Raw genomic sequence first — 20,030 nt, 5'->3', positions numbered from 1 at the left:
ACACTCTAAACCATTTTTATGGTTTTTTTTATTTTCATTACTTCCAAATTAAAACCTTTTTCCTCGTAAAATCCCTTCGTTTTTTCTGCCCATTCTATATAGTTTAGTAATTCATGCTTTTGTTCTGGTTCGGGTATTTTAGTGCTGTGGGTAAAGAAGGCTTGGATTCCACAGTAGTTATTGTTAGTTTAATTGCAGGAGTTTTAGGAATTGCAGCTTTTGTCATTCGTCAAAACTTCTTAGAAAAACCAATTTTAAACTTTAAGATCTTCCTAAACCCTAAATATACATTATCTATTTTCGTGCTAATTACAACTATCTTTGCAATGTATTCGGTGATGATTTCTGTACCGTTATTTCTGCAGAACATTCAAGGCATGACAGCATTAAAATCAGGATTAATTATGCTTCCAGGTGCGATGATTATGGGATTATTAGCACCAATTAACGGTAAGTTATTTGATCGTTTTGGAATTCGTCCACTTATCCTAATCGGTTTTTCTTTAATGATTGTGGCATCTGTAATTTTAGGGAATCTAGGACTAGAAACCGCTTCGTGGGTTATTTGTTTAACGTATGCTATTCGTTTAATTGGCGTGGGGATGGTTCAAATGTCTCTTCAAACAAATGCACTCAATGCATTAAAGCCAGAAGAAGTATCACATGGTACTGCGATGAACAGTACGTTAGGGCAAACAGTTGGAGCAATAACTTCAAGTCTTATTGTCACGTTGATATCGAATCGTACACAGTTTCATGGTACAGAAATGTTAAAAGAACATAAATCTGAGATGATCGGAATGTCAGCTGATGCGATTCAAAAGCTGAAAAAAACAATTTCAATAGATGCCTTTATTGCTGGGAACAATGACACTTTCTTATAATCAATTGTGGTTGCGGTAATTGGTTTAGGATTGGGATTATGTTTAAAAAGCAAAAAAAGATGGGGGTTTCTAAATAAAATTTGAACTTTAAGATTAGGTTAGATTAGAAATGGATAATTGGTCCTTTGATCTAAAATGTTTTTTTTGGAGAAAATTAATGATATTTTATTATTAGTAAAGTTCTTTCTCTAATATGGTTGTAAAACGTAGATAAAGTATGTTTAATCAATATTTGGAATGAAAACTCTAGATTTTCTATGTAACATAGAAAATTTAGAGTTTTTTATTACCTATAATTACATAAGTATTATCGTTTTTGCACCAGAACCGATACCCCTACATTTATCTGCCTCTTTGGTAAGGCATCGAATAATCCTTACTTATACCATCGCGATTTCTGGTAACTTATATGTAGAGGTATCGCTCAATATAACAAAAATGTAATGTTAATGAAATGTAATTCCATCGATACTATAAATGAAATTATATAAAATGAATTACATAAATGAATGGGAGTTAAAGAATTTTTATAATGAAAAAGGAGAAGTATTAATGCGAAATATATTAAGTGTAGAAAAAATCGAAAAATATTATGGTAATAAAGATAATGTAACAAAGGCTATAGATAATATTAGTTTTAAGGTAGATGAGGGAGAATTTGTTGGGATAATGGGGCCTTCAGGAAGTGGCAAAACTACATTACTTAACTGTATATCAACTATTGATAATGTTACTACGGGAAAAATAATAATAAATAATAGTGACATTACTCGGTTAAAATCAAAGTCACTAGATAAGTTTAGACAAAATGAATTAGGGTTTATATTTCAAGACTTTAATTTATTAGATACCCTTACTGCTTATGAAAATATTGCTCTAGCGTTAACAATAAAAGGTGAGAAAAGTTCAAAAATTGATGGGAAAATACAAGCAGTTGCAAAATATTTAGACATTGAACAAGTATTAAGCAAATACCCTTATCAAATGTCAGGCGGACAAAAACAAAGGGTTGCTTCGGCAAGAGCTATCGTAACAGATCCATCTTTAGTACTTGCAGATGAACCAACAGGATCGTTAGATTCTAAATCAGCTAGATTATTACTCGAAAGATTTGAAAGTCTAAATAAGGATTTAAAAGCTACAATACTTATGGTTACTCATGATGCATTTACAGCAAGCTATGCTCGTAGAATTCTTTTTATTAAAGATGGAAAAATATTTATCGAGTTGGTAAGAGGGAATGATTCCAGAAAAGAATTCTTTACTAAAATTATCGAAGTTATAACCCTTCTTGGAGGTGACGATAATAATGTACTCTAAGATTGCTATTGGGAATGTAAAGAAAAGTCTTAAAGATTATGCAATATATTTCTTAACACTAACACTGGCTGTTTGTATATTTTATAGCTTTAACTCAATAGAATCACAAAAGGCACTTATGGAAATTAACGCTTCAGATCGAAAGTATGTGTCTGCAATAATGAGTGTTATCTCAAATGTGTCAGTATTTGTATCGGTAATATTAGGTGGTTTAATATTGTATGCAAATAATTTCTTAATCAAAAAACGTAAAAAAGAATTAGGAATATACATGACTTTAGGTATGGGAAGAAGAAACATATCTAGAATATTAGTAACAGAGACAATTCTAGTTGGTGTTATATCTTTAGTGAGTGGGCTTATAATAGGTATTGGAGTATCTCAGGGATTATCTACATTTGCATTAAAGTTATTTGAATTGTCCATCAATAAATATAAATTTACAATTTCAACAGGTGCTATAGGTAAAAGCGTATTATACTTTGGAATCATGTTTTTGCTTGTTATGTTATTTAATGTATATGTTGTTTCTAAATACAAAATAATTGATATGTTAACAGCAGGTAGAAAAAACGAAGATGTAAAATTTATAAATCCTCTTATCTATGTAATCACATTTATTATGTGTGTAGCGTCACTTGGATATGCATATGTGACTGTACTAAAAATCGGATTGAATTTTAAAAATCCTATGCTCATGGTATCAATCATTCTTGGCATATTAGGTACATTTCTGTTTTTCTTTAGTTTATCTGGATTTATATTATATGTTGTAAAGAAGAATAAAAAAGTTTATTTTAAAGGGTTAAATATATTTATCATCAAACAAATAAATAGTAAGGTTAATACAAATTTTATATCCATGTCTTTAATCTGTTTAATGTTATGCCTTACAATGGTGGCTTTATCTACAGGAATAAGCTTTAACAGAATTATGGACGCAAGAATGAAAGAAACAACACCATTTGATGCCAGTATTAAATTGGAGAATAAGGATGAAAGTTACACTATAGAAGACGTATTAAATAAAGTTAATTTTAAAATAAGTAAAGACGAAAAATATGTATCTTATAATGTATATCCAACAGAGATGTCTGTGGGGGACTTAGTACCAGAAGTACGTAAAGATTATAAGAAAAGCGGTATGAATTTCATTAAAGTATCTGATTATAATAAAATTTTAAATCTTAAAGGTGAAAAGGTAATCACTTTAAATAACAATGAAGTTTTACTTTTATCAAATAATAAGCGGTTGTTTAATTCGATAAATGAAAGATTAAAAAATAGCAATAAGGTGAATATTAAAGAAAAAGAATATCTGGTGAAAAACGCTAAAATTATGCAAGAGAATCTTTACACTTCTGATGAACAATTTGATTTCTTCACAATCGTTATAAATGATGAGTTTTTATCAGACTACAAAATTATTGCATCCGTACTTAATGTGAATTATTTAGGTGGAAATAGAGAAGAATATAATAAAAAATATGATAACGTTGCACGGGGCTTTTATGACGAAAATGGACCGAAATTAAATATTAATCGTATAGCAGGCAAATCAAAGGATGAAGTTTGTGCAGAAAGTAAGGGATTGAAAACTATCATACTGTTTATTGGGATATATATAGGTATTGTATTTTTAATAACGAGTATGGCTGTATTAGCTCTTCAACAATTATCGGAAGCCAGTGATAGCATAGATCGATATAAATCTTTGAAGAGAATTGGTTCAAACGGAACAATGATCGACAAAACAATTTTTATTCAAACTTTCGTATACTTTAGTCTTCCAGTTATTCTTGCCCTAATTCATTCTGTAGTTGGAATTTATGTAGTCAATGATTTTATTAACGCGTTTCAAGAAATAGATATTACTTTACCAGCATTGATGACTGGCTTAGTATTTCTTGTAGTTTATGTAGTATATTTATACACGACATATGTCGGGTATAAAAATATTGTAAAAAGTAATACTTGATTTTATAATGCTTATTAGGGCTATTACACCTTGTTTCTCAAGATGTAATAGCCTTATATTCTGTATAGGGAGGGAAAAGTCATGAAAAAAATCATTCTTATTGAAGATGATGAAACCATCAGAGAAGAATTACAAAATTTTTTTATAAAGTATGGATATGAAGTAAAGGCTCCCACAGATTTTAATCATATTATCGAATATATAGAAAGTGAGAATGCAGACCTTATATTACTAGACATAAATCTTCCTGTGTTCGATGGCTATTATATATGCAGAGAAATACGTAAAACTTCAGATGTTCCAATCATCATGGTTACAAGCAGAGATAGTGATGTAGATGAACTAATAAGTATGAATTTAGGAGCAGATGATTTTATAACAAAGCCTTATAATACAGAAATACTATTAGCAAGAGTAACAAACATTTTAAGAAGAACATCTGGAGATTTAAAGACGAATAATATCTTAATTTATAGAGATTTTAATTTAAATCTTTCAAATGCAACAGTTACTTATCAAGACAAGTCTGTAGAGTTAACTAAAAATGAAGTTAAGATACTCTCATGCTTAATAAATAATCGCGGTAATATTGTAAAAAGAGATTCACTCATGGAAACCTTATGGAAATCTGATTATTTTGTGGATGATAGCACTTTAACTGTTAATATAAATAGATTAAGAAAAAAGCTTGAAGAGATAGGTATAGAAAATCCAATTGCAACAAGAAGAAGGTTAGGGTATATAATGCCATGAATATAGGTGAATTTTTTAAAGATAAAATGGTAGTAATACTATCTAATGTACTGGTATTTATTATACTAGCAGGTATATTGCTGACTGCGAATGTTCAGTTCATTATAATATTCTTTGTCTTTTGTATTTGGTTTTTTCCATTGATTTCATATATGGCTATAGAATTTATAAAATGTAAAAATTATTATAATGAGATTAATGGTATATTAGAAAACTTGGAGAAAAAATACCTACTTCCAGAGGTAGTAAAGGAAGCAAACTTTATACATGGGGAAAAGCTTAACGCTATACTGAAAGAAATAAGTAGAGATATGCATGAAAATGTAAAATATTATAGAGATATGCAAATAGATTACAGAGAATATATAGAGACATGGGTGCATGAAATTAAGACACCGATAGCTTCTACAAAGCTAATAATTGAAAATAATCAAAATGAAGTAACTAATAAAATTGACTCTCAAATGGATCGAATCGAGGGGTTTGTAGAACAGGTTCTGTATTATTCTCGAAGCAATAACGTTAATAAAGACTATATTATAAAGCCAATCAACCTTGATAATGTAGTAAGGAATGTAATTAAAAGAAACTATAGGGATTTTATTCATAAGAGAATAAAATTAGACATACAGGATATTGATGAAATCGTATATAGTGATGGAAAATGGATTGAATTTATTATTAATCAAATAATAGGAAATTCTATAAAGTACTCAAATAACAAAGAACAAATGATACGTATATACTCAATTAAGAAAGCTAACTCAGTAATACTAACTATAGAGGATAATGGAGTAGGGATAATAACTAAAGATATAAATAGAGTTTTTGAAAAAGGATTTACTGGAGAGAATGGAAGGAGATTTAGCAAAAGTACAGGAATGGGCTTGTATCTATGCGAAAAACTGTGTTCAAAATTAGGATTGAAAATTGGCATTGAATCTGAAGTGAATAAAGGAACTAGAGTTACATTAATATTTCCTTTATCAGGTATGGTAACTTTTGAGCCTTATTTATAAAAGAGATGCTGCCATCTTTCCACGAATTTCGTATGAAACTTATAAACAAATTTAGAACGGTATGAAAAGAGTAGAAATTCTCTTCATACCGTTTGTATTATTTAGCCGTTTAACATATTGGTATATTTAATTGTGAATCGGATGGATGTTAATCTGGATTAGTCATTACTATTTTTGATGTCCACTAATACTTAACGTAAGATTTGGTTCGGTTGCTACACAGACCTCGTAAGCGAGAAATTGTAAACTATATAAAACAGTAAAATAAATATCCCGATCCCTTAGCGTACAAGGAATCGGATATTTTGTGTCTAAATTGTGTCCGAACGTATATTACAATTAAAGCAAGTATGAATAATTTCAAGTGTTGTTTTATTATGTATTAATTTCAATTTTTTAAGGTCTAATTTAATCAAACTTTATTTCTAAGCTACAACGGTTGCGTTACTTGAAGGGAAATAACCTAAGTTGTTTCTATTTCTCTATTTTATTATTCCACTATAAAGCGCTTTTCTTTAATAAGGTGGCATCTTTTTACATGGATAACACTTTTAAGAGATTGAATTTATTTAGGTGAAAAAATTGTGAAGTATTGTACTTAAAGTAAAGAGGGCAGTTTTAAAAGAAAGGATATAACATATTTGTTGACTTAATGAATGTAGTAATAAAAGTGGTAATAAAGATTTTGAATGTAGTGATAAATGGGTGATAAAAAACATAAAAAATAGGTGTATCAAGCAAAGAGCAAAGTGTTGATACACCTTAAAACTACATTGTTAAACAACATGTGTTGTCGTGTAGTATATCTTATATATCTTTAATTATTTTAGATTCAGTATTACATATTCTTCTCGGTTTTATTTATTAGTTTTAATGTTTCCAGGTGCTCGTCGGTACTGATATGGTTCTTGTAATTCAAAGCCAAGTTCATTGGCAGCTATTCTTGGGAAGTATGGATTACGAAGTAACTCGCGTCCGATAAAAATTAAATCTGCTTCGTTATTATTTAAAATTTGCTCTGCTTGTGATCCGGTTGTAATTAATCCTACCGTACCAGTCGCGATGTCAACATGCTCCTTAATATGTTTAGCATATTGTACTTGGTAACCAGGATACACATCAATATGTGCGGGTACAACAGCACCAGAACTACAATCGATTAAATCTACCCCTTGTTCTTTCATCCATCCTGTATACTGCACATAATCTTGAACCGTTAACCCGTCAGGATGATAATCATTTGCTGAAATACGAACAAATAACGGTCCGTTCCAAACTTCATTTACAGCATCGATGATTTCGCGTAAGAAACGATAGCGATTTTCAGGTGATCCCCCGTATTCATCAGTCCGCTTATTGGAAAGCGGAGAAAGAAATTCATTAATAAGATAACCGTGAGCACCATGTAATTCAATAACGTCAACCCCCGCTCGTTTAGAGCGTAAAGCTGCTTTTTGAAAAGCAGAAACAGTTTCTTTAATTTGCTTTTTATTCATTTCTACTGGTATTTTCATTCTATCGTTAAACGGAATTGCTGAGGGAGCGAAAGCATCTGTTTCTAATTCAGCCTTTCTTCCGGCGTGAGCGAGTTGAATGGCTGCTTTTGCACCGTTATTATGTATAAATGTTGTCGTTTTATGTAAGCCTTCAATTAGAGTGTCATCCCAAATGCCTAAGTCTTTGCTAGAAATTCGTCCTTCAGGTAACACAGCTGTTGCTTCAATCATAACTAAACCTACTTGGCCAGCAGCCCTGGTTCCATAATGGACGAGATGAAAATTAGTTACTTGGCCATCCTCATTTTCTGATGAATACATGCACATAGGTGACATAATGATACGGTTTTTTAGCGTAACGTCCTTAATTGTATAAGGTGAAAAGAGTTGAAACTCCATTAAATATCCCCCTTGATTGAATTTTCTTACATTGTATCATCCTCTTTTTTGTTTCCCTAATAAAACGCTTATACGAAAAATTTCGTCTATTCGTGTTACAATAAATAATATGTAATGAATTGGAGGATGACATATGTACCAGGCTTATTATGATAGTGAATTAGGTTTGTTAGAAATTACAGCGAACGAAGAAGGAATTACGTCTGTTATATTTGTTGAAGATAGAAAAGAAGAACATAAAAATGAACTTGTTGAACAATGTATAAATGAATTAGATGAATACTTTGAAGGAAAAAGAAAAGAGTTTACAGTTCCATTGTCTGCTGAAGGAACACCATTCCAAAAGAATGTATGGGATGCACTTTACACTGTTCCGTATGGCGTAAGTGCTTCATATTTAGATATTGCGGAGAAGGTTGGGAATACGAAAGCTGTACGAGCGATAGGAGGGGCAAATAGCCGGAATCCAATTTCAATTATCGTTCCATGCCATCGTGTAATAGGAAAGAGTGGAAAACTTGTTGGGTATGCGGGTGGTTTATGGAGGAAAGAGTGGTTATTGAAACATGAAGGTATTTTAAATAAATCGTAAGAAACAACCTTTGGAACGAGGGAGTTAGCTCGGCTGTCCTAAGACAAATTCGTTAGCTATCAAAAGTAACGATGAACCGAGAAGCCCCCACTTCGGGGTAAGCTCGTAAGAGATACTAAGTGGTGGGTAGTTCACAATGAAGTATGGATGGAAAGAGGGATTGTTTTGAAATGTATAAATTGTGGGCGACCTTGTATTAATGATCAGCTGAATTGTGCAAATTGTCAACGAAACTTGCATAATGAACAAGGTGAAGAAAGCTCGCTAATAGACAAAGAATTAGAAGTATATGTAGGGAGACAATATCCATATTACAAAAGAAAATGGGAGCTTGAGAATAAGCGAATTGCTAGGTGGAGCTGGAATGGTCTGGCTGCTATTTTTAATGTAGGTTGGCTTGGATATCGTAAGTATTACGTACCTGCTGCTTTATTTATACTGTTATTAGTAGCATGTGATGCATTTTCTTATTATATGGGGTTCAACGTAGCATTGCCAATTATTAATATGGTGCCTCTCACGTTTTTATTACTCGTTTTCATTCTATTTGGGATGGGGATTTTTGCAAATGGATTATTTTATCAATTTGCAGAAAGGCGTATATATCGAATAAAAGCACGGGGAATTAAAGATGAATCGGTTGAAAATTATCTCATCCGTGATAGTGGTGGAACGAGTAAAATGGGAGCAACAATCGTTACTATTTTAGCAGTTACTAGTATTTTGTTTAGTCATTTCTTTTTCCCAACTGATCGGGATATTATTCAAAAAGTTCGTACAAGCTCGCTTTATGAATATCCAGTCTTTTCAATTGGTGAATCGTTCGAAAATTATTTTCAAAATTCAGGATGGATATACTATCGGGGAACGGAAGGATTAGAATTAGTAGAATTTCAGGGGGAGAGTCCTGAGATGCCAAGGAAAAAGGTGAGAATTCAATTTATTGTTGATTATAAATTGGGAGAAGTGGAACCATATTCACTTACGATTAACGGTGAATCTAAAAATGAAGAAGAGTTTTTGAAGATAATGGAGGAAATATTTAAAGTTCAAAATCCATTTGATATAGAGGATGGCTTACAAGTAAATGATATTCAACAAAGCGGAGGGAAAGCAATTTCTGACCGCTTTTTTTCTTTTTATGAAAATAAATATTTAAAATAATCAGAATTTTTTGTATAATAAAATATATTATACAAGTTTTAACTTATACATATAGATTGGGGGAAGGAAGAATGAAGAGAAAGGTAACAACGATTGCTGCAGTTGCATTATCGGCTAGTGTATTGGTTGCAGGTTGCGGAAATGGGGAGAAGGCATCTACAACGAAGAAAGAAGCAGGTAAGGGAGTAGCGGATAAGCAAGTATTAAACTTACTAGAAACAGCTGAAATTCCTTCAATGGATACATCTAAATCAACAGATTCTGTATCTTTCCGTGTATTTGTAAATGCAATGGAAGGATTATATCGTCTAGATAAAGACAATAAACCAACTCCAGGTATGGCCAAAGACGTGAAGATTAGTGAAGATAAAAAGACATATACATTTGAATTACGTGATGCAAAATGGTCAAATGGTGATCCAGTTCGAGCACAAGATTTTGTATATGCATGGCAACGTACATTAGATAAAGCAATAGCAGCAGAATATGCATTTATTTTATTTGATGTGAAAAATGCACAGAAAGTAAATAAAGGAGAAGTACCGTCGGATCAATTAGGTGTTAAAGCGAAGGATGATAAAACGTTGGTAGTAGAATTAGAGCAACCAGCACCTTATTTCCTTGAGCTTACTTCGTTCCCTACATTCTTCCCATTAAATGAAAAGTATGTAAAAGGACAAGGGGATAAATACGGATTAGAAGCAGATAAATTATTGTACAATGGACCATTTACAATGAGTGAATGGAAACATGAACAAAGTTACCAGTTAAAGAAAAACCCAAATTATTGGGATAAAGATGCTGTAAAATTACAAGAAATTAATGTGGGTATAGTAAAAGAGACAAGTACTGGGGTAAATTTATATGATAGTGATCAAGCAGATCGTGTCATTTTAAGTTCTGAGTTTGTAGACAAATATAAAAAGAATAAACCAGATGAATTTAAAACGAAGCTAGACCCACGTATGTATTTCCTACGTTTTAATCAAAAAAATGCAACGTTTAAAAATCAAAAGGTTCGTGAGGCGATTGATTTAGCGTACGATAAAAAAGGAATTGCGGATGTAATTTTGAATGATGGATCATTGCCGGCGTATTTCTTAGTACCTGAAAAGTTTACGACAGGACCAGATGGAAAAGACTTCCGTACTGTAAATAAAAATTTCCGTGACAGTAAAGATAATGCTGCGAAAGCAAAAAAACTGTGGGAAGAAGCGAAGAAAGAACTTGGTCAAGATACAATTACAGTAGAATTACTAAATGATGATAACGGTAGTCGTAAAAAAGTGGGCGACTTTATTAAAGAAGAATTAGAGAAAAACTTACCTGGTATTAAAGTGAATCTGAAGCAACAACCATATAAGCAGAAGTTAGATTTAGAAAAGAAATTTGAATATGAATTCTCATTATCTGCATGGAGTCCAGATTATCCAGACCCAATGACATATATTGATATGTTCGTTACTGGAAGCTCATTTAATGAAATGGATTATTCAAATCCGAAGTACGATGATTTAGTAGCAAAATCAAAAGGAGAGTTATTAAAAGATGATGCAGCACGCTGGAAAGCACTTGCGGAAGCTGAAAAAATCTTAATTGGTCAAGATGCTGCAATCTCTCCTACGTATCAGCAAAGTACGGCTTATTTAGAGAAGACATATGTAAAAGGTATCGCTAACCATACGTTTGGTGGAGACTTCAGTTATAAATGGGCATATATTACAAAGAAATAGTACAATAAAAGATGAGTGAATTTTCGCTCATCTTTTATTTGTATAGGAGGAATTAGAGTTGTTAAAGGGAATCAATCATCTTTGTTTTTCAGTGTCCAATTTAGAAAACTCTATTACATTTTACGAGAAAGTATTGGAAGGAGAATTATTAGTCAAGGGGAGAAAACTTGCATATTTTAATATATGTGGAGTATGGATAGCGCTTAATGAAGAAACACATATTCCGAGAAAGGAGATTCATCAATCTTATACGCACCTCGCATTTTCTGTTGAACAAAAAGATTTTGAACGCCTGTTACATCGGTTAGAAGAAAATAATGTTCATATTTTACAAGGAAGAGAGCGTGATGTGAGAGATTGTGAGTCTATATATTTTGTTGATCCTGATGGTCATAAATTTGAGTTTCATTCAGGGACGTTACAAGACCGTCTAAATTATTATAGAGATGAGAAACCTTATATGACATTTTACTAAGGGGGGAAGAAGTTGCATGCGCTTGTAATTGGTGGAACAGGAATGCTAAAGAAAGTTTCTATGTGGCTTTGTGATCAAGGGTTTCATGTTTCTATTATTGGACGAGATAGTACGAAATTGGAAAATGTTAAGCAAGTGAGTTCTGTACCGGGAAATATTACGTGCCTTCCTTTAGATTATCAAAATGACGATGATGTAAAGCAATCTATTACAAATACAATTGAACAAAATGGTCCAATAACATTAGTTGTTGCCTGGATACACTCTAGTGCAAAGCATGCATTACGACTCATTTGTAATGAAGTTGAATTGTCATCGGAAAAGTATAGTTTATTTCATATATTAGGTAGTAGTGCATCGCGTACGAAGTCACAAAAAATAGGTGGGACATTATGTAGTTATTATAGAATTATATTAGGGTTTATTTTAGAAGATACATATGCAAGATGGCTTACTCATGAAGAGATTGCTGACGGAGTTATAAAAGGAATTGAAAGTAAATGCACAGAATGGATTGTAGGGAGAGTAGAGCCGTGGGAATCGCGGCCAAAATGGTAAGGGTAAGGGGGCATGTGAAATGAAGACAACGGTATATGTAACAAGGCACGGTGAGACAGAATGGAATGTAGCAGGGCGGATGCAAGGACGGAAAAATTCAGCATTAACAGAGAATGGTATGATACAAGCGAAACAATTAGGGGAGCGTATGAAGGATTTACCACTCCATGCCATATATAGTAGTCCAAGCGAAAGAACGCTTCATACTGCTGAATTGATTAAAGGGGAACGCGATCTGCCAATTATAGAAGATGAACGTTTCTATGAAATAAACATGGGGATATGGGAAGGGCAAACAATTGCTGACTTGGAAATGCAATATCCAGAAGAAGTACATTTATTTTGGAATGAACCACATCTTTTTCAGTCAACATCAGGGGAAAACTTTGCGGCCGTTCATAAAAGAGTAATTGAAGGGATACACTTTCTTTTAGAAAAGCATAAAGGAGAAAATATTTTAATAGTTACTCATGCTGCAGCAGCGAAATTACTCGTAGGGCATTTTGCAGGTTTTGAAATTGAACATGTATGGGAAGAGCCATTTATGCATAGCGCGAGCCTTAGTGTGATTGAATTTGATGAAAACCGTGGTAAAGTAAAACAATTTGCAGATATAAGTCATTTTCAGTAAACGTAAAAAAGGTCGCAAAGCGACCTTTTTTGGTGGACATAAAAAACTAGCAATTACGTTTTTTATACCAGAAGTGATCGAATTTCTTGTTTTTGCAAGATGGGAACTTATGTCCGTCTCTGCAATCATTCCATTTGTGCCCGTCATCGTGACAGTCTTTACCATGATCACAATCATCATCGCAAGAGCTACCGTGTCCGTGAGGGAAGAATTCGCATTTTTTACAGAAACTTCGTTTTGTCCAGAAAAATTTCTTTTCAAAGCGTATGCATTTTGTAACGAACGTACAATGCTTTCTGCGAGTACGTTTTGTAACTAAAACGCATTCTTTTCTACGCGTCACTTTTGTAACGAAAGTCCATTTTTGAACACGTACACGAGTGCATTTCGTAACAAACGTCCATTTTTTAACATGAGTACATTTTGTAACGAAAGTACAATGTTTTACGCGAGTACATCTTGTTCTTGGACATTTACGCCCAGTTGTACATTTACGCCCAGTTGTACATTTACACCCTGTTGTACATTTATGATGAGAGAATTTATCATCATCGCACTCAAAAGTACTTGGATCTTGGTGTAAGAAATCCTCCATACCAGCACTTTTGATTTCTTCAACAGCTTTTCTAATATCACGTTTCATAGAAATCCTCCTTATCGAGTGTTAAATTGAAAAGGTATTCTTTTTCCTTAACATGATATGAGATTCGACTTCTTTCTGAACAGGACAAGAGTGTAATTTTATATAAATAGATGATAGCGGATGTATGGACAAGACAAGGCGCATACATTGAATGAAGAGAACTGAGAAGGGATGAGAAAACATGCTGCCTTCATATGATTTTTTTGTTCATCCAATGTACTTAGTGGAATTGAAAAAGGACATTTGGTCAGATAGTCCAGTGCCAGCAAAATTAACTTATGGAAAAAAGAAGTATGACATTGATATCGTATACCGAGGGGCTCATATTCGCGAATTTGAGAAAAAGTCTTATCATGTTATGTTTTATAAACCGAAAAAATTTCAAGGCGCGAAAGAGTTTCATTTGAATTCTGAGTTTATGGATCCGTCTCTCATACGAAATAAATTATCTTTAGATTTTTTTCATGATATTGGTGTACTTTCGCCAAAATCACAACATGTATTTATAAAAATTAATGGTCAAATTCAAGGTGTGTATTTACAGTTAGAATCAGTTGATGAAAACTTTTTGAAAAATAGAGGGTTACCGAGTGGTTCTATTTATTATGCGATAGATGATGATGCGAATTTTTCGTTAATGAGTGAGCGAGATAAAGATGTTAAGACAGAGCTCTTTGCGGGTTATGAATTTAAATATTCGAATAAAAATAGTGAAGAACAACTGAGTGAATTTGTATTTCAAGCGAATACTTTGTCGAGGGAAGATTATGAAAAAGAAATCGGGAAGTTTCTACATGTAGATAAATATTTACGATGGTTAGCTGGAGTTATTTTTACGCAAAACTTTGATGGTTTCGTTCATAACTATGCACTATATCATAACGATGAGACAAATTTATTTGAAGTGATACCGTGGGATTATGATGCGACTTGGGGGCGAGATGTACAAGGGAGACCACTTAATCATGAATATATTCGTATTCAAGGTTATAATACGTTAAGTGCAAGATTGTTAGATATACCTGTATTTAGAAAACAATACCGAAGTATTTTGGAAGAAATATTAGAAGAACAATTTACTGTTTCGTTTATGATGCCGAAAGTAGAAGGTTTGTGTGAATCGATTCGTCCATATTTACTACAAGATCCATATATGAAAGAAAAATTAGAAACATTTGATCAAGAAGCTGATATGATTGATGAATATATAAATAAAAGAAGGAAGTATATACAAGACCACTTACATGAATTGGATTAATTTTGAAAGAGATTGGAACATTATCAATCTCTTTTTTTGTATAATAAAGATGTATCAATTGAATTGACGTAATATTTACTTAATAAAGAATGGAGATGTGGAAACATGACGGTCAAGTGGATTGATTGGGTAAAACAAATACAATCTATAGCTCAAGCGGGTTTAACGTATTCTAAGGATGTGTATGATATAGAGCGTTTCCAACAATTACGGGATATTTCCATCTCGATGATGTCACATTACACAAAGACAGATTGGGAAGTAGTAGAGAATTTATTTGCAAGTGAGACAGGCTATCAAACACCTAAAGTTGATATACGGGCAGTTATTTTTCAAAATGAAAAACTATTATTTGTGAAAGAAAAAAGTGATAGGAAATGGGCATTGCCAGGTGGATGGGCTGATGTTGGTTATACGCCAACAGAAGTAGCTGCAAAAGAAGTTTTAGAGGAGACGGGCTATGAAGTAGATGATTTTAAGCTACTCGCTATATTTGATAAAGAAAAACATCAACCATCGCCTTCAGCAACACATGTATATAAAATTTTTATTGGCTGTAAGATTATTGGTGGCGAAAAGAAAACTAGTATTGAAACAGAAGATGTGGAGTTTTTTGGTGAGAATGAATTGCCTAATTTATCGATTGCTAGAAATACAGAAGAGCAAATTAAAGAAATGTTTGCCTACATGAAAGAACCTCAAAAAGAAACATTAATAGATTAATAATGCTTATGCCGATGATATTGTTGAAATGAAGATATTGGCAGAATGCGACCTTTATGTAATAATGGGATGGTATGTGAAGAAAAAAGGAGATAGAAAATAAAATGTTAGCAAGCATAATAGATCAGTTATTGCAATTTTTTGCAAGCCTAGGTTACTTTGGAGTAGCGCTAGCTTTAATGATTGAAATTATCCCGAGTGAAATTGTACTTTCGTATGCTGGATTTTTAGTAGCGGATGGTAAAATTAGTTTTGTCGGTGCAGTTATCGCCGGAACTATTGGTGGTACTTTAGCCCAAATCTTTTTATACTGGCTTGGATATTACGGAGGGCGTCCGGTTGTAGAGAAATATGGGAAATATCTACTTATTAATAAACACCATTTAGACATAGCCGAAGGTTGGTTTAAGCGTTACGGAGCAGGAGTAATCTTTTCTGCACGCTTTATCCCAGTAGTACGTCATGCAATCTCTATTCCAGCAGGATTAGCTAAAATGCCGTTAAAACTATTTACACTATATACAGTAGTTGCGATTATTCCATGGTCAATACTATTTATATACTTAGGTGAAAAGCTTGGTGGAAATTGGCGACACATTAAAGAGTATGCATCTGATTACACACATTACATAATTATAGGGGCTGTTCTCTTTGTTGCTCTATACTTCGGTTTAAAGTATTTAAAAAAGAAAAAAGCAGCGCGTTAAAGTCAATGATTTTTCATTGGCTTTTTTTATTGTTTCAGTTCTAAAAAAAAGGAGTTGTCCATAATGTGTAATAATAAAGCGTAGCGGGGGAATGTGATGAAAGGATCACCGTTTTTACGTGGAACGATATTTTTAACGATGGCAACGATGATATCTAAAATGTTAGGGTTTATATATGTTATACCATTTACAGCAATGGTGGGTACGAGTGGGTACGTATTATATACGTATGCATACCGTCCTTATACAATTATGCTTAGTATTGCAACGATGGGATTACCACTTGCCGTTTCAAAAATGGTTTCAAAATATGATCAACTCAATGATTATCACACTGTTAAGAGAGTGCTAAAGAGTGGTATCGTTTTTATGGTCATTATGGGCGTTATTTCTTGTTTAGCATTATATATGTTAGCACCACATTTAGCTAAACTTGTGATTGATGGAAATGATCAGTCGGGGAATAGTGTGGTAGCTGTCACGCACAATATTCAAATTGTAAGTTTTGCGTTAATACTCGTTCCTGTAATGAGCTTGTTACGTGGTTTCTTTCAAGGTTTTCAATCTATGGGACCTTCTGCGCTCAGTGTAGTTGTAGAGCAATTTTTTCGGGTCTTAACTATTTTGATAGGAAGCTTTGTCGTTTTATATGTTATAAAAGCTTCTGTTTCGTTGGCAGTTGGTATTTCAACGTTTGGAGCATTTATGGGAGCACTAGGTGGATTAAGTGTTTTAAGTGCGTATTATATAAGAAGGAGAAAACATTTAAAGAAAAAAGAGATTGCCAGTATACCACAAACGACGAAAACTTTTTTTTCGTTGTATAGAGAACTGTTTACATATTCTATTCCTTTCGTTGTAGTTGGATTAGCGATTCCGTTATATCAGACGATTGATACATTTACAATTAATAAACTACTTATACAAATAGGGTATATGCAAGGAGAAGCGGAGAAGATTAATGCGATAATTGGTCTTGTCCAGATGGTTGTACTTATCCCGGTTTCCGTTGCGACTGCTTTTAGTATGTCTCTCGTACCTGAGATGACAAAAGCCTATACAGCAGGGAATGTGAAGTTACTGTACAAACATTTTACGAGGACGAATGTATTAGTAGTAGGTATTACGGTACCAGCGGCGATTGGAATGATGTTGTTAGCAAAACCAGTATATACTCTTTTATTTGGTGCCGGAAATGATCCGGAGATGGGGAGAGTTATTTTACAGTATTATGCTCCTGCCTGTATACTATTTTCGCTTTTTACAGTAACAGCTGCGATGTTACAAGGAATTAATCAACAACAGAAAACAGTGCTAGGATTAGTAATTGGTATTATTGTGAAGATAGTTTTAAATATCGTATTGCTTCCGTATTTCGATTATGTAAGTTTTATTATTTCAACATACGCTGGTTATACGATTTCAGTTGGCTTTAACTTGTGGATGCTTTCTAAATATGTTATAAAGGCAACATAAGCTTTTTAAGGCAGAGAGCACTCTGTCTTTTTCTTTGTTTAGAATATTTTTCTTATAAAAACGTTTTCAAAATAATTTTTCTATTGAAATTTAAACGTATGTTTCATATGCTGAGAATGGCGGTTCAAAAACTGTTATGTAAGAGAGGTAGATTCCTACATGTAAAAAGAATCGGGGTGATAGTATGTTAAATATTTATTTAACAGACCGAAACGGAAAACTACAAGAGGTTGAGGAAATGCAAAAGGGTTGCTGGATTAATGTACTTCATCCAACGGAAGAAGAAATTCAATATCTAGTACAAACGTTAAATGTAGACTTAGATTTCATTAAAGACCCTTTAGATGATGAAGAACGCTCTCGTATTGAAAAGGAAGACAATAATACTTTAATTATCGTGGATATTCCAACAGTTAGACATGATGAAGAAGGAAATTCGATTTATGACACGATTCCAATAGGTATGATTGTAATGCCAGATTGCTTTGTGACAATTTGTTTAGAAGAAAATCCAATTTTTGAACGCTTTATTAATCAACGTATTAAAGAATTTTATACGTTTAAAAAGACGCGCTTTGCACTTCAGCTCTTATATACGATTTCTACTTATTATTTAAGATACTTAAAGCAAATTAACAGAAAAACAATCGATTTAGAGCACCAATTAAATAAGTCGATGAAAAATAAAGAAATTTTTACATTGCTGGGCCTTGAAAAAAGTTTAGTTTACTTTACAACATCATTAAAGGCGAATAAAATTGTAATTCAAAAATTAATGCGTAACAGTACATTTTTAAAAATGTATGAAGACGATCAAGATTTACTAGAAGATGTATTAATTGAAAATAAGCAGGCTATTGAAATGGCGGAAATATATAGTCACATTTTAAGTGGAATGATGAATACTTTTAGCTCTGTTATATCAAATAATTTAAATAGTGTTATGAAACTGTTAACGTCTATTACAATCATTTTATCGTTACCAACGATGGTTTCTAGTTTCTTTGGAATGAACGTAAAGGTTCCGTTTGAAGGGGAAGCACATGGTTTTGTAATTGTACTCATAATATGTGTAACACTATCTTTCACATTAGCGTTTGTTTTTTGGAAGAAACGTTACTTTTAACGAGAAGAAAGCTGCTCTAGCATAGTTGTGTAACTGCGCTAGAGCAGCTTTTTTGCTATGAAATCCTAAATTTTGAATAGAATATAACTTATAAAATGTAATGTATATGAAAGGGGTGAATTCCGTATAAGTCTTGTCCAATTCATAAAATGAGGTTAAAATTACATATTGTTAATGAAAAGTTGGAGGAAATACATCATGGAATTGTTTCAATTACCGAAAGCATTCCTGCAAATGAATACAATTTTTATCTCCATATTGATCGAAGCACTTCCTTTTGTGCTCATTGGTGTATTTATTTCAGGATTCATTCAAATGTTTGTAACAGAAGATATGGTAGCAAAATGGATGCCGAAAAATCGATTTCTGTCTGTTTTAATGGCTACTTTTTTAGGGATGATGTTTCCGGGCTGTGAATGTGGAATCGTTCCGATTGTAAGGCGATTAATCGGAAAAGGGGTTCCGCCCTATGCCGGGATTGCATTTATGTTAACTGGACCAATCATTAATCCAGTCGTATTATTTGCAACATACGTTGCCTTTGGAAGTAGTATGCACATGGTATGGTATCGTTCTATTGTAGCGATTATCGTAGCAATTATCGTTGGAATTATATTATCATTTATGTTTAAAGAACATCAATTACGAGATGATCACTTCCCAGAAGTGAATCATAAGCGTCCATTACGTAAAAAAATGTGGGATGTATGTACGCATGCTGTTGAGGAATTTTTCTCGATGGGAAAATATTTAGTATTAGGTGCGTTAATTGCAGCGGCAGTTCAAACGTTCGTACAAACTTCAACACTTCTTGCTATAGGACAAGGGCCGTTCTCTTCACCAGCTGTTATGATGGGGCTTGCTTACATATTATCACTTTGTTCAGAAGCGGATGCGTTTATTGCTTCGTCATTCCAAAGTACATTTTCAACAGCGTCACTTGTCGCGTTCCTCGTATATGGACCGATGGTGGATATTAAAAATATGTTTATGATGCTTGCAACGTTTAAAACGAAATTTGTAATTGTTGTGACGGTTACAGTTACACTTGTTGTTTATGCAAGCTCACTACTCATTTATGCGATGGGGTGGTAG

At 33.0% G+C, this 20,030-nt stretch carries 19 protein-coding genes; 17 read left to right on the top strand and 2 right to left on the bottom strand.

Translation table 11 applies throughout. The features are described 5' to 3' along the window. Positions 1-161: 161 nt before the first annotated feature. From NSS74_RS13790 to NSS74_RS13770, 5 genes are all read left to right on the top strand, one after another. Positions 162-884, top strand: a complete 723-nt coding sequence (locus NSS74_RS13790; RefSeq protein ID WP_340813812.1) for an MFS transporter — start codon at positions 162-164, stop codon at positions 882-884. A gap of 552 nt (positions 885-1,436) precedes the next feature. After that, a complete protein-coding gene (locus NSS74_RS13785) occupies positions 1,437-2,204 on the top strand; it encodes an ABC transporter ATP-binding protein (RefSeq protein WP_061675454.1) in 768 nt (255 codons plus the stop codon). Next, positions 2,194-4,182 carry an ABC transporter permease gene (locus NSS74_RS13780; protein ID WP_340813811.1) on the top strand — a complete coding sequence of 663 codons (1,989 nt, stop codon included), beginning with the start codon at positions 2,194-2,196 and terminating at the stop codon, positions 4,180-4,182. Before NSS74_RS13785 ends, NSS74_RS13780 begins: the two co-directional genes overlap by 11 nt. Before the next feature lie 81 nt (positions 4,183-4,263). Then, on the top strand, positions 4,264-4,935 hold the full coding sequence (locus NSS74_RS13775) for a response regulator transcription factor (RefSeq protein ID WP_201051939.1): 672 nt from the start codon (positions 4,264-4,266) through the stop codon (positions 4,933-4,935). After that, positions 4,932-5,954 carry a sensor histidine kinase gene (locus tag NSS74_RS13770; protein WP_061675457.1) on the top strand — a complete coding sequence of 341 codons (1,023 nt, stop codon included), beginning with the start codon at positions 4,932-4,934 and terminating at the stop codon, positions 5,952-5,954. Before NSS74_RS13775 ends, NSS74_RS13770 begins: the two co-directional genes overlap by 4 nt. 857 nt (positions 5,955-6,811) lie before the next feature. Here NSS74_RS13770 and namA read toward each other — a convergent pair. Then, positions 6,812-7,849: an NADPH dehydrogenase NamA gene (gene namA / locus NSS74_RS13765; protein WP_002141397.1), complete on the bottom strand. Its 1,038-nt coding sequence runs from the start codon at positions 7,847-7,849 to the stop codon at positions 6,812-6,814. Between the two features lie 133 nt (positions 7,850-7,982). Between namA and NSS74_RS13760 the strand changes: the two genes are divergently transcribed. The 6 genes from NSS74_RS13760 to NSS74_RS13735 all read left to right on the top strand — a co-directional run bounded on the left by NSS74_RS13760 (position 7,983) and on the right by NSS74_RS13735 (position 13,002). Next, on the top strand, positions 7,983-8,441 hold the full coding sequence (locus NSS74_RS13760; protein ID WP_002086069.1) for a methylated-DNA--[protein]-cysteine S-methyltransferase: 459 nt from the start codon (positions 7,983-7,985) through the stop codon (positions 8,439-8,441). 165 nt (positions 8,442-8,606) lie between these two features. Further along, positions 8,607-9,605, top strand: a complete 999-nt coding sequence (locus NSS74_RS13755) for a DUF2628 domain-containing protein (protein ID WP_340813809.1) — start codon at positions 8,607-8,609, stop codon at positions 9,603-9,605. A 71-nt stretch (positions 9,606-9,676) separates the two neighbouring features. Continuing rightward, complete coding sequence (locus NSS74_RS13750; RefSeq protein ID WP_012260774.1) at positions 9,677-11,338, top strand: peptide ABC transporter substrate-binding protein; 1,662 nt, start codon at positions 9,677-9,679, stop codon at positions 11,336-11,338. Between the two features lie 58 nt (positions 11,339-11,396). Further along, positions 11,397-11,813, top strand: coding sequence for a FosBx1 family fosfomycin resistance bacillithiol transferase (gene fosB, locus NSS74_RS13745; RefSeq protein ID WP_340813806.1), 417 nt, complete (start codon positions 11,397-11,399; stop codon positions 11,811-11,813). Positions 11,814-11,825: 12 nt separating this feature from the next. Next, complete coding sequence (locus tag NSS74_RS13740) at positions 11,826-12,371, top strand: short-chain dehydrogenase (RefSeq protein ID WP_002012437.1); 546 nt, start codon at positions 11,826-11,828, stop codon at positions 12,369-12,371. A 19-nt stretch (positions 12,372-12,390) separates the two neighbouring features. Beyond that, a complete protein-coding gene (locus NSS74_RS13735) occupies positions 12,391-13,002 on the top strand; it encodes a phosphoserine phosphatase 1 (RefSeq protein ID WP_002012438.1) in 612 nt (203 codons plus the stop codon). Positions 13,003-13,048: 46 nt separating this feature from the next. On the opposite strand, the gene exsB is transcribed toward NSS74_RS13735, so the two are convergent. Further along, on the bottom strand, positions 13,049-13,645 hold the full coding sequence (exsB, locus tag NSS74_RS13730) for an exosporium protein ExsB (RefSeq protein ID WP_002193076.1): 597 nt from the start codon (positions 13,643-13,645) through the stop codon (positions 13,049-13,051). A 181-nt stretch (positions 13,646-13,826) separates the two neighbouring features. Here exsB and cotH point away from each other — a divergent pair, with 181 nt between their 5' ends. The 6 genes from cotH (at position 13,827) to NSS74_RS13700 (ending at position 20,030) form a co-directional block, all read left to right on the top strand. Beyond that, complete coding sequence (gene cotH / locus NSS74_RS13725; RefSeq protein ID WP_000937998.1) at positions 13,827-14,903, top strand: spore coat protein CotH; 1,077 nt, start codon at positions 13,827-13,829, stop codon at positions 14,901-14,903. A 105-nt stretch (positions 14,904-15,008) separates the two neighbouring features. Further along, on the top strand, positions 15,009-15,626 hold the full coding sequence (locus NSS74_RS13720; RefSeq protein ID WP_061675463.1) for an NUDIX hydrolase N-terminal domain-containing protein: 618 nt from the start codon (positions 15,009-15,011) through the stop codon (positions 15,624-15,626). A gap of 104 nt (positions 15,627-15,730) precedes the next feature. After that, positions 15,731-16,333, top strand: coding sequence for a DedA family protein (locus NSS74_RS13715; RefSeq protein ID WP_000881203.1), 603 nt, complete (start codon positions 15,731-15,733; stop codon positions 16,331-16,333). Positions 16,334-16,429: 96 nt separating this feature from the next. After that, the gene (locus NSS74_RS13710) at positions 16,430-17,809 is read left to right on the top strand and encodes a putative polysaccharide biosynthesis protein (protein ID WP_002086052.1); all 1,380 of its coding nucleotides are present in this window, start codon (positions 16,430-16,432) and stop codon (positions 17,807-17,809) included. A 184-nt stretch (positions 17,810-17,993) separates the two neighbouring features. Next, entirely contained in the window at positions 17,994-18,935 is a 942-nt protein-coding gene (locus tag NSS74_RS13705; RefSeq protein WP_000932392.1) for a magnesium transporter CorA family protein, read from the top strand. Positions 18,936-19,133: 198 nt separating this feature from the next. Continuing rightward, positions 19,134-20,030: a permease gene (locus NSS74_RS13700; protein WP_000418724.1), complete on the top strand. Its 897-nt coding sequence runs from the start codon at positions 19,134-19,136 to the stop codon at positions 20,028-20,030.

It is taken from the genome of Bacillus sp. FSL E2-8868 (assembly GCF_038005505.1).
Taxonomy (GTDB): domain Bacteria; phylum Bacillota; class Bacilli; order Bacillales; family Bacillaceae_G; genus Bacillus_A; species Bacillus_A mycoides.
The sequence above is the reverse complement of the archived record's forward strand: the minus strand, read 5'-3'. Positions and strand labels throughout refer to the sequence as shown.

Coding starts and splice junctions, on each gene's coding strand:
- NSS74_RS13715 (WP_000881203.1), top strand. CDS start 15,731: ATGTTAGCAAGCATAATAGATCAGTTATTGCAATTTTTTGCAAGCCTA.
- NSS74_RS13700 (WP_000418724.1), top strand. CDS start 19,134: ATGGAATTGTTTCAATTACCGAAAGCATTCCTGCAAATGAATACAATT.
- exsB (WP_002193076.1), bottom strand. CDS start 13,645: ATGAAACGTGATATTAGAAAAGCTGTTGAAGAAATCAAAAGTGCTGGT.
- NSS74_RS13770 (WP_061675457.1), top strand. CDS start 4,932: ATGAATATAGGTGAATTTTTTAAAGATAAAATGGTAGTAATACTATCT.
- NSS74_RS13785 (WP_061675454.1), top strand. CDS start 1,437: ATGCGAAATATATTAAGTGTAGAAAAAATCGAAAAATATTATGGTAAT.
- namA (WP_002141397.1), bottom strand. CDS start 7,849: ATGGAGTTTCAACTCTTTTCACCTTATACAATTAAGGACGTTACGCTA.
- NSS74_RS13750 (WP_012260774.1), top strand. CDS start 9,677: ATGAAGAGAAAGGTAACAACGATTGCTGCAGTTGCATTATCGGCTAGT.
- NSS74_RS13775 (WP_201051939.1), top strand. CDS start 4,264: ATGAAAAAAATCATTCTTATTGAAGATGATGAAACCATCAGAGAAGAA.
- cotH (WP_000937998.1), top strand. CDS start 13,827: ATGCTGCCTTCATATGATTTTTTTGTTCATCCAATGTACTTAGTGGAA.
- NSS74_RS13760 (WP_002086069.1), top strand. CDS start 7,983: ATGTACCAGGCTTATTATGATAGTGAATTAGGTTTGTTAGAAATTACA.
- NSS74_RS13710 (WP_002086052.1), top strand. CDS start 16,430: ATGAAAGGATCACCGTTTTTACGTGGAACGATATTTTTAACGATGGCA.
- NSS74_RS13720 (WP_061675463.1), top strand. CDS start 15,009: ATGACGGTCAAGTGGATTGATTGGGTAAAACAAATACAATCTATAGCT.
- NSS74_RS13735 (WP_002012438.1), top strand. CDS start 12,391: ATGAAGACAACGGTATATGTAACAAGGCACGGTGAGACAGAATGGAAT.
- NSS74_RS13780 (WP_340813811.1), top strand. CDS start 2,194: ATGTACTCTAAGATTGCTATTGGGAATGTAAAGAAAAGTCTTAAAGAT.
- NSS74_RS13705 (WP_000932392.1), top strand. CDS start 17,994: ATGTTAAATATTTATTTAACAGACCGAAACGGAAAACTACAAGAGGTT.